This window comes from Bacteroides sp. MSK.20.82 (assembly GCF_019052485.1).
Classification (GTDB): Bacteria; Bacteroidota; Bacteroidia; order Bacteroidales; family Bacteroidaceae; genus Bacteroides; species Bacteroides thetaiotaomicron.
Map to the genome: position 1 here is coordinate 23,014 of NZ_JAHQUN010000052.1, position 9,942 is coordinate 32,955.

8 protein-coding genes and 1 pseudogene are annotated in these 9,942 nt (G+C 37.3%); 2 read left to right on the forward strand and 7 right to left on the reverse strand.

Features of this window, described 5'->3' with window-relative positions:
- Positions 1-7: 7 nt before the first annotated feature.
- The 7 genes from KTR07_RS24165 to KTR07_RS24195 form a co-directional block, all read right to left on the reverse strand.
- The gene (locus tag KTR07_RS24165; protein ID WP_009036652.1) at positions 8-919 is read right to left on the reverse strand and encodes a PD-(D/E)XK motif protein; all 912 of its coding nucleotides are present in this window, start codon (positions 917-919) and stop codon (positions 8-10) included.
- The gene (locus KTR07_RS24170; protein WP_034528608.1) at positions 909-3,800 is read right to left on the reverse strand and encodes a Z1 domain-containing protein; all 2,892 of its coding nucleotides are present in this window, start codon (positions 3,798-3,800) and stop codon (positions 909-911) included. Before KTR07_RS24170 ends, KTR07_RS24165 begins: the two co-directional genes overlap by 11 nt.
- Positions 3,775-5,292, reverse strand: a complete 1,518-nt coding sequence (locus tag KTR07_RS24175; protein WP_009036650.1) for an ATP-binding protein — start codon at positions 5,290-5,292, stop codon at positions 3,775-3,777. The genes KTR07_RS24170 and KTR07_RS24175 overlap by 26 nt, the downstream gene beginning before the upstream one ends.
- Before the next feature lie 2 nt (positions 5,293-5,294).
- Positions 5,295-6,380 carry a DNA cytosine methyltransferase gene (locus KTR07_RS24180; protein WP_009036649.1) on the reverse strand — a complete coding sequence of 362 codons (1,086 nt, stop codon included), beginning with the start codon at positions 6,378-6,380 and terminating at the stop codon, positions 5,295-5,297.
- A 10-nt stretch (positions 6,381-6,390) separates the two neighbouring features.
- Positions 6,391-6,621: a helix-turn-helix domain-containing protein gene (locus tag KTR07_RS24185; RefSeq protein ID WP_009036648.1), complete on the reverse strand. Its 231-nt coding sequence runs from the start codon at positions 6,619-6,621 to the stop codon at positions 6,391-6,393.
- A 326-nt stretch (positions 6,622-6,947) separates the two neighbouring features.
- Entirely contained in the window at positions 6,948-8,204 is a 1,257-nt protein-coding gene (locus KTR07_RS24190) for a type II toxin-antitoxin system HipA family toxin (protein WP_009036647.1), read from the reverse strand.
- 3 nt (positions 8,205-8,207) lie between these two features.
- Positions 8,208-8,528, reverse strand: a complete 321-nt coding sequence (locus KTR07_RS24195; RefSeq protein ID WP_009036646.1) for a helix-turn-helix domain-containing protein — start codon at positions 8,526-8,528, stop codon at positions 8,208-8,210.
- Positions 8,529-9,214: 686 nt separating this feature from the next.
- Here KTR07_RS24195 and KTR07_RS28540 point away from each other — a divergent pair.
- Positions 9,215-9,461, forward strand: a pseudogene (locus KTR07_RS28540) (helicase); the annotation flags it as partial.
- A 91-nt stretch (positions 9,462-9,552) separates the two neighbouring features.
- Positions 9,553-9,894: a hypothetical protein gene (locus KTR07_RS24200; protein WP_117849019.1), complete on the forward strand. Its 342-nt coding sequence runs from the start codon at positions 9,553-9,555 to the stop codon at positions 9,892-9,894.
- Positions 9,895-9,942: the final 48 nt, after the last annotated feature.

Consider the following 9,942-nt stretch of genomic DNA (forward strand, 5'->3'; position numbering starts at 1 on the left):
AACGGATTTAAAGTTTATATTCTTCTAATTCAGAAAGAAAAATCTCGTACTGAATTCTGTTTATTGCATTCGGTATGTTTTTTCTGCATAAGCGAGGGAAATCGTTGCTTACATTGTACATTGAGAATCCCACATTCGTAAATACGAATTTGTCGTATTCTGGAGAGAAATCGAATGCGTACATACTCAGTTTAGACATGAAAGTCTCTCTATTTTGAGCTGTCCCCATTTTTGCCATTAGGTTTTGAACCAGTACATTCAATTTTATACCACTGAATGTTGGACTCATCTTTTCCAAACAATAAATAGCAAGATAGCCCTCGTCATCTCCATCCAGTTGCTCAAGTGATGAAATCTTTACAGAATCTTTGCCTGCACTTATTGCCTTTATCTCATACCAAACACTCTCTGTAGAATAATCCTTATGGGTCTTTTCTGGACCCATCCAGCTATCTAATGCCATATTCACACCATAGTGAGGAATCATATAATCCTGCATAAAAAGCAGTTCGCCTATCAACCCCATTACCTCATTGTCATTCATTCCACCATTATTTGGTCGGAACAATTTTTTCCATGAGAAATATCTTGAACAAAGTGTTTTATAAGCATCTTCATCGTCCTTAATAGCTTCCGTAGAATCGAGCAAATCCTGGCAAAACGTACTAAAATATTCCAGCAGCTCTGAATTACAGAGTGAAAAGCGAAGAATATAATTCTCGCCACTCTTTCCCTGCTGTACTGTAATCACATCCGACTGAGCTATTCTAACTGGAACGTATGTACCTCTAAAATCAAAGGCATAGTTTCCTTTCTCATCCTTTCCTACAAAAAGACTGAGGTCGCGGTTTTCACCAACACGGATAAAAGCTCCGCTTTGGAATCCTTGCGAGAATGTTGTAGATAATTTATTCTTCATCCTCTTCTATTTCGTCTGGTTCATCAAGCATGTTAAGCTGATAATATGTTTTATTAACTTTATATTTCTTGGTTTTACCTGTTTCTTTTAATCCAGGAAAACCAATAGCAAAAGCTATCATTTTATTGCCATTAAGTTTCTCTATGAATTTTAAGGCATTCTTGTTGGCTTCAATATTTTCTGGCTCTACCGGTTCGATGAGCATAATTATCAATACAGGTTTTCTGTGTGGAAGATGCTCAAAATATGCTTTAATAGGAATATGCCGTCCTCCAAACTCAGAACCTTCTCTCGCCCAAACTTCTCTGCATCGTTTTTCTGCCAAATCTATCTCATCTTGACTTAAGCAGAACTTTCCTTCTCGTAAACCAAGAATCCTACGACGACTCGAAATTTGAATTACATGATCATGTTCCTCAATCTGACGTTTCGGACAACGTATCATTTCAAGTCCTGGTATGTCATAAAAGGTCTGCCCATCACCACCTTCGAAAACAATATCCCATTTATCTACTCCTTCTGTTTCTTTGTCGCAAATAAAATCAATTAAGTTTTGCCGGTTAAATTTCATGTTAACTAATGAACATTTTATATTAGACAGGAAGTCTACCACCAATTCTTTGGACACATCAGAAAAATATCTAGATTTATCAATATCTGAGCATACATCCTCATCTTTGTATTTGTCGACATTCGCGAAACCAAATTTATAATCATTTTCAAACAGGTGGGCAGTAAAACATTTTACTTGATTCCAGTTCTCTTCATTATGTTCCGCCTTGACACTAAGGTAAGGGGTATCACAGATATTTCCATAGTAGGATTCCATCATCAACAATTCGTACGCGGTCCGCATCTTATTGTTGGCTGTTATCTGTAATTCGTCGCAATAGTCACGAACTTTAATGCCGAAATCTTTAGGAGTAAGATGTTGCTCAAACATTTTCTTAATATCTGCTTTCAATTCGGTAGTGGCTGTCGCTATTTCTCTATACCAAGTTGCACTTGCTTGACTTGTCCATATTTGGAACAAATCAGCATAACCAGGTCGATAACCAAACCAACGCCCCATCTGCATCAACACATCAAATGTTGCAGTGTTTCGATAGAAATAGCTTACAAGCAAGCCCTCTAATGTGAGACCTCGCGAAAGAGCAAGTCCTCCAATAGCAATTACTCTCAACGAAGGATTAGATTTGTAATCTAATTTGCTTGCGCTACTACCATTAACAACGATAATTTCCATCTTTGGAACATCAGCTTCAATATCGAACACAGCACCTAATAAATTCTTCTTTTTTATAACATCAATAAAACAGATATCAGTAATATTATCAAAATGTTTTTTCCAAAGTCGTTTCAGTTCTTTATACAGTGACAGATGAGCATTCTTTGAGGTATCTTCGTCAAAGTTGTATTTTAGTATTTGAATAAAGTTGTTCTGTATTTCTTCAATATGTTCCTTAATCACCTGTTGCACCCTTATGAAACGAGACATATTAACCAACATACTTCTTGGTTTAGAGGCATGTCCTCTTAAATCTCGAATAACATTTGCCAGATAATAACAATAGATGGACTCCTTCAGCGAATTTGGCAAGACTCCATTCCATTCTTTTTTGTGACGAGAGTAGAATGTCCCAGAATTAAGTTCTTCTATATTTTCGTGTAAATCAGTCCTATATTCATCTGAAGTGTAGTCTGGTTCTTCAACATCAGTTATAAAACGTAAATTGCGATAGTACTCTTTATCCTCATAAAAAATTTTATCGGCACCAATATATGAGGAAGGGGTCGGTAACGTATATATGAAATGCTCTGGAAACAAATCTGCATTCTTCATACTGTCCACCGAATCCGGATCTATAAAAACATTTGCAAATGGAGTAGCAGTAAAACCAATATAATTCGCAGTCTGAAAAAGATTGCAAATCTTACGAATTATAGCGTTTGTCTTAGTTGGATCTGTATTATCTTTTTTTGTATTAACCGATGCATTGTCTGCCTCATCGTCAATAAGAAGCATTGGATGGTTTATACTATTTGTACGAACATCCATATTCTGGTTTTTCAACCAATCATGCAATTTTGTCAGAACTGATACATTTTTTTTAACGACAAAAAGGACCAGAGAATTATGCTCCGATAAAGTCGTTGAAATCAAATTACTCCCTTTAACAAAATCTTTTACACATGTAGTAAAAGAAGTAGCTCTACGTTGCTTGTTGTCTTTACCAACTCCTACCTTCCCCTCGCGAATATGTTTTTCAACCTTACGAATAGTGTACCCAACAACACTTTCATCAATACGTTCTTGTGTTTGCTGACGAAGACTTTCTGTTATACCAGCTAGAAGAATAACAACTTTATATCCTGCATCAGCAGCTTTACAAATCAGACCTGAATATGTAGCGGTTTTACCAGACTGTACATCACCAATTATTAAGCCCCTCTTCAAACGTTTACCTTCAAATTCTTCCTTTGGATTGTATAAACAATTCATTATGTCAGGCAATGTCTTTTCGTGCAAAAGATTAATACTTTTGTCGTCAATTGAAGTGTGTTCTTTTAAATAACGATAATATCTCTCCCAAAAATAGCTGTCATCTACTTTATCATTGAAATACCACTTCTTTTGTTCATAATCATCATAAATAATATTGCCCAATACATGAGTGATTTTCTCTCGGTATTCTATTTCTTCCAACAATTTATTTTTGTCTTCCTCATCACAATCAATACCAGAGAAGGCTATTGCGTCTTCAATCGCAGGCTTAATATTTTCCAAAGATGGAACAAAGCCCGACAGTTCCTTCATAAGTTCCAAACGTGCGGAAATTATGAGTAGAATCTTATTATATGCTTCGTTTGTTAATTTCATCCTTGTAGTTATCTAAAAGTTTTTCCTCAACAACTTTATATTTGCAGAATGGCTCTGATTTCATCAGATCAGAAACAATCTCGACTATAGATTTCTTGTTAAAAGATTTTGCCAAGTTTACCATATAAATCCCAAGTTGGAAAATCTCATCGACACGATTATCTGGTTCATCTTGACTGATTGCATCATTAGACTTGTCAATGTAAATCTGCTGAGTCGGAACGTTTTGCTCAATTTCTTTCAAAAGCATCTCAAGCAGAGTATAGTCTTCTTCTGACATTCTATCCCTCACCATCTGGAACACTTTGCTCTCACGATTGATTTGATAATAAAAAGTCTTTCCTCTGCCTTCCATTCTATCCCAAATATAGTCAATATCCTCAACATTTTCTTTTCGACCACGATGGGTTTGCTTCCTAACAGAAATATCCATCGCTTCAATAACTGTTTGGCGCAATTGACGCTGAATCTGCTTTGGAATAGAAGCTGTTTGTTTCTTTATATCAATACTCCATATGTCATCAAGTGAATTCGGAATATCTACTCTAACTCTAGCATTTTTTGTGAGTTCACCACGCGGTTTCATCCCAAACCAAGTTCCCCAAATTATCAAACGCTTATTTCGATAAACATAGAAACCTTGTTTGATTCTTAATGTCTCTACTCCTCCTATGAGTTTTCTGTATTCATCGTTTAAATCTGTTGCAAATGGCAAGATATATGGTTTAACCCAGATTTGCCGTTCTTGACCCTTACTGTCACGAATAGCAATGGAACGTGCTTTCTTCGTTGTTGTCTTAGAATGTGATTCAAGGAAAGGATCCATTGGTTTTATTCTCCCTTTATTCAAGTACATCTTGATCTGCCCCTTACCTTTTGCTGAAAGAAAGTTATGAAAAATCAGAGCAATATTATTGGCTACAGATTCTTTAAGTTCAACAAGAGCATCATAAACCATTCCACCACTTGATTTCTCCAACACATCGAAATCCTGCCATAGTACAAGCGTGCCATGTGGCAATTCGAGGAGAGAGTGAATATAAGGAAGTGCTTTTATTTCATTTTGTGACAGCTCCTTCACCACCCACTCTTTTCTATTTTGAATATAATTATAATCCCAAGAATAGCTACTAATCTTTTCTTCCTGCAAACTGACAACCGTCAAAATTCTACATTGAGACAAAGAGGCAGATTTCATTCCTAAACCGAATCGTCCCAAATCATTTGCATTTCTTTCAAGTTCAGAGTCCCTACTTCCATACCTCATAGCTTCAAAAAGGACGCCTGCAGACATTCCTTCTCCATCATCTAAGATTCCCACAACAAGATCATCAATAGGTTCTGAAGGGAAGAATAGTTTGACTACGCTGCAATTTGCACTAATACCATTGTCAATAATATCAGCAATAGCAGCTTCGAAAGAATACCCCATTGAACGCATAGACCCCATAAGAGTATCAGCTTGTGGAATGCTTTGTCTATAAGTACCCATAGTTATTCCTTATTGTATGATGAATCGTATTCCAGAATCTGCGCCATCACAGCTTTAGACAATAACGGAGGAACCGCATTACCTATCTGCTGCTGTATGCTCATATGAGGCCCTTGAAAGATAAACGTATCAGGAAAACTTTGTAAACGTGCCGCTTCCCTCACCGATAAACCTCTGTCTTGATATGGATGAATTAGCATACTCTTCCTATAGTTTGAAATGACAACAGAAGGGCAATTTGCTTTCAGACGTTTATATATTCCACTATGACAACGGGTCTTGTCTGAATAATTTCGCATCAAGGACTCCGGAATAGCTCTCCAATTCTCACCTTGACCGATATATTTGTAACGTTGCATCACAAGGTCGTTACTCTTTGACACAAAATTCTGCTTTGATTCTATTGAACCTTTTCTCATCTGTTGCGCATAAGGGCTAGATTCCTTTATTGACTTAGTGTAAGGCAATGAATCTATCATATCACCATTATGTAAAACAGGTAAATCTCCAATAGCTTCTTCTACACTCACTTTATAATCAAAAGGCTTTGGAAACTCAAAGTCAATTCCTTGGTTGTTTCCGACCATAAACATTCTCATCCGTCTTTGTGGAACACCATATTCATCAGCCCATAGAACCTTCCATTTGACCTTATAGCCTGGCTCTATCTCCTCAAAACAATGTTTTATCATTTCTATTGTCTCTCCATTGTTCATTTTAGTCATTCCCCAAACATTTTCAAGGACAAACCATCTAGGCTTTATTTCTGAGACCAAACGAACAAACTCTTTGAACAATAAATTATTAGGATTGTCCATATTGCGAGACATCGTATTTGACATAGAAAATCCCTGACAAGGAGGGCCTCCCATGATTATAAATACTTCCTCGTCTTTATTTAAGAAATCTGTAGCTTTGACATCCCGAATATCGCCACATATTACTTTTGCTCCTTTGTGATTAAGTTCAAAAGATTTGGCTGCGTGAGGATTAACCTCAATAGCATAGCGAACCTTAATTCCCGCCATTGCCCCCCCCAGACTTAATCCGCCTGCTCCTGAAAATATGTCTATACCGATTTTTTTCATAAGCTGAGCATCATAAGTCATTATTATCTTTTGTTGTAGTTAGCAACTGTCGAATGTCAACATCCAACAAATTCGCTATTTCTTGCAATTGAATAATAGATGGTTGCGATTTATTAGAACACCATCTTGAAATTGTGTTCTCTGATTTGCCCATTTGAGTTGCCAACCATCTATTGGTTCGTTGCCTTTCAGCCAGTACCGCCTTAATCCTATTCATCATTATTTGTTGATTGTTCGACATCAGTATTCAAATTATACTCGTTATATTGCAAACAAAGATACATCTAATTTCCCATATAGCCAAGTAGATAAGCAACAAAAACATCGTTTAAAGGAATGACTACAGTTGGCATAAAGATATGCAAAAGAACACATGTATTGTTTTTATCCATTCCATCAATGAATTTCACCTTTCAAAAAATTATGCTACACAAACATTATGTTCGCGCAGCATAATACAAATCTTCAATCGCATTTCACTACTCAATTACATACAAATCAACATCATATCTCTTGGAAATTTAGCGCGTTTTTATTTGGTAATTTGGCACACTGAAACAGTTATTCTCACTTACATCGTTCATCCAACACTCCGGCAAACATATCCATCTCTCTCTTGGAAATTCCTAATCGTGTTGCCAATTCGCGCCATCCTTTTACAGCTCCAATCACCTCCGAAATAATCTTTTCTGCTGTTTTACGGTTTAGCATGTAGTCTTCGCAAGCATCCAGCAAAATACTCAACTCTGCTTTGTTAGAAGTTGATGAAACAAGCAAACTTTGATACTCATTCAACGTGGGGTTCATGTCATATGCAGGAGACAGTATCCATCCTTTTGCAGTCAAAAGGAAACCATGATTGCGGAAATGGTCGTCACTATTGCCTATGCATATATTGAAAGCCACACGACGGTATAGTTCCTGTAGGTTTCGCTCCACATCGGTACAGCTCTGAATAATAAAGTCAACTATATCCAGATAACCATGCCTGGTAGTTGCATTGTCACCATCACTCAGCCCCAATAAGGTCATGGCAGATGCTAAATGAATGCGTTTTCCTTCTTGGGTTCTATCGAAGCGTTGTGACAGCAATGTATGATATTTTTCTCCAGTTGCTAACATTTTTGTTTTTGCAGCGTTTATCCCTGTTTTTGTGGCAAGCAAATGACCGAAATGCTCCCAAAGTCCTACATCATAGTCATCCTTGCGAGACGGGAACTTGGCTACATAAAGAGTCTTATCTGCATCTACGACATTGGCTTTAGGTCTCGCACCGCCCAATGATGTTCCCGGTTGCACAAGTTGTGCAATCCATTTTCTATCGGGGAGCATATTGTTTTCTTCACATTTCTCTATCTCGGCACTGGCTGCAATCAGTTCCCGAATATCCGTCAAAGGTGGAATTTTCAATGACTCACTCACATTGATAAATTCGCCATCGAGGTCTTCCTTAAAACGGAATCCACCCATTCGAGAGAAATCATCGATACCAGTTAAGAAATCGAAAGATGACAATCTCCTTACGGGACGTTGTTCTTCTGCCGCTACAATTTGCTCACGACGCAACAACAAAGTACGTCCCCAACGGTCGGGCAAGGCATCAGAGAAACAACCAAATATATCTTTACCTGGTTGCGTGTATTGCTGACCGGGATAATTATTCAAGTCGTCACTCAAAAACAGATCGCTGTGCTGCCTTAACCATTCATTATTGAACGTAAAACTATAGCTGTCCGCACCACGAAGAGACTCATAGCCCAATTCGCCTATGAGTTCCACTTCTTTGAGCCAATCGAAATCGGCATATACATACAACTTTTTCATAGATTATTCTTTCTTGGATGCACGTTCTCTTGTTTTCAAACTCAAATCTTGCAAAGCTTTTCCCATTTTATCTTCTTTGGCAAGCAATAGAATATCATCGTCAAGTTGCAATGCGTACAAAACACGTAGATAGATCCCTATTGCAACTGTAGGAATCCCTTTTTCTATTCGGGACACAGTAAGCGGTGAACAGGTGGCACGTTCAGCAACCTGAGCCACACTCAGATTCCGACGTAAGCGAGCCAACTTAATCTGCTCGCCCACAATCTGCATCTTCTGCTCCAATTTTCGAGGAAGCTTGGTTCCCATTGTATTCTTTGCCATTACTACATCAATTTAAAGTGCAAAGCAACTATGTTAATGACTTTGCTATAATCAACCTACCATATAATATGCAAAGGTAATACTTTTTATTTATTTAATGATGTATTACACATAGAAAAATGCACGTCTTGGCATAATTAACCATATACATAATCTATTTTGAGCAAAAACTTCCAAAAACTAAATGCCATAATGCTGTTTGTAAGCACCATATACACCTACAAACAATATGTTATTCGTTACAAATGATGCAAATTGTTCATCATACACTCATCATATCAAAGAACTATTTTGCTCGCCAAAAGAAAAAGACTTGACTCTACCCCTCAACTTGACTTTAATGACCGTCATTATATACACGGGCAATAAAGTTAAGTCAAGCAGAGGGAAGAAAAGGCTTCAACTAAATTTTTCTCTTTTGGTCAGCAAACAATATCCGTGAGAATATCTTGCATTTAGTTAACATTATCGGCGAAAACATCCCAGAATTTTATACCTTTGTAGCCGGATAGAAGATAGGTGAACTTCATTGAGGATACAATATTCCCCATGGTTCTGATTCATTGAGAAAAGAGTGTAAAACAGCCTCAAAAACAAGTCCAAGAGGCTCAAAAACAACTTTTCTACCGATTAAATTGCAATAATCTATCATTCAGGCAGCTATGTATGCTGCATCGGCAAGTGTATACAAGATTGAAGCAAAGGGTAAAGACCTCTGTGAAGTGCAATTTTTTGGTAAATTCATTATGTGTTCCAATAATGAAGATACTCCTGTTCTTATAGAACCGGGAGAAACACGTTATTGGGTGCGAAAAATTAATCCTCTCAAAAAATGACGATACGAGTTTTCTTCAAAAACTAATCACGGAAATCCCAGCATTTCTTTACTTTCTTCAACACCGTCAACTAACTACGGACAAAAAAAGCAGAATGTAGTTCAGTCCGCAACAGATACTACCTCCCTATAGTTGAACTGTTAGAAGAAAAGAAGTATCAAGGTATTGTTTCATCTATACGTAAGCGTTTGACTACAATTGGACAGCAACTCGTAGCTCTTGCCAATACCATAGGTGTTAATAGCAAGAAAAAGATAGAGCTAAAGAAAGAGTTGGATATCATTGAGAAGGACATGAACACAAATTCCGTTGATGATCCGTCACTGGCTGAGCTTCTTTCCAACAACAAACAGTTGCTTGAACACGTCAAAGAACAGAAAATTTTCCCAGGAAGAAAGGAAGGCTTTAAGGGAAATAATCCTCAGCAAAGACAAACAAGTCCAAGAACAATAGGTGCTGTGCAGCAAAGTGATATTCTTAGTGAAGATCCAGAAGCAACTAAAAACGGTCTATCTTTGTATTTAACGTGAGTTCGAAATAAAATCAAAAAATAGCAAGTTGTCCGTCATTGACAAACT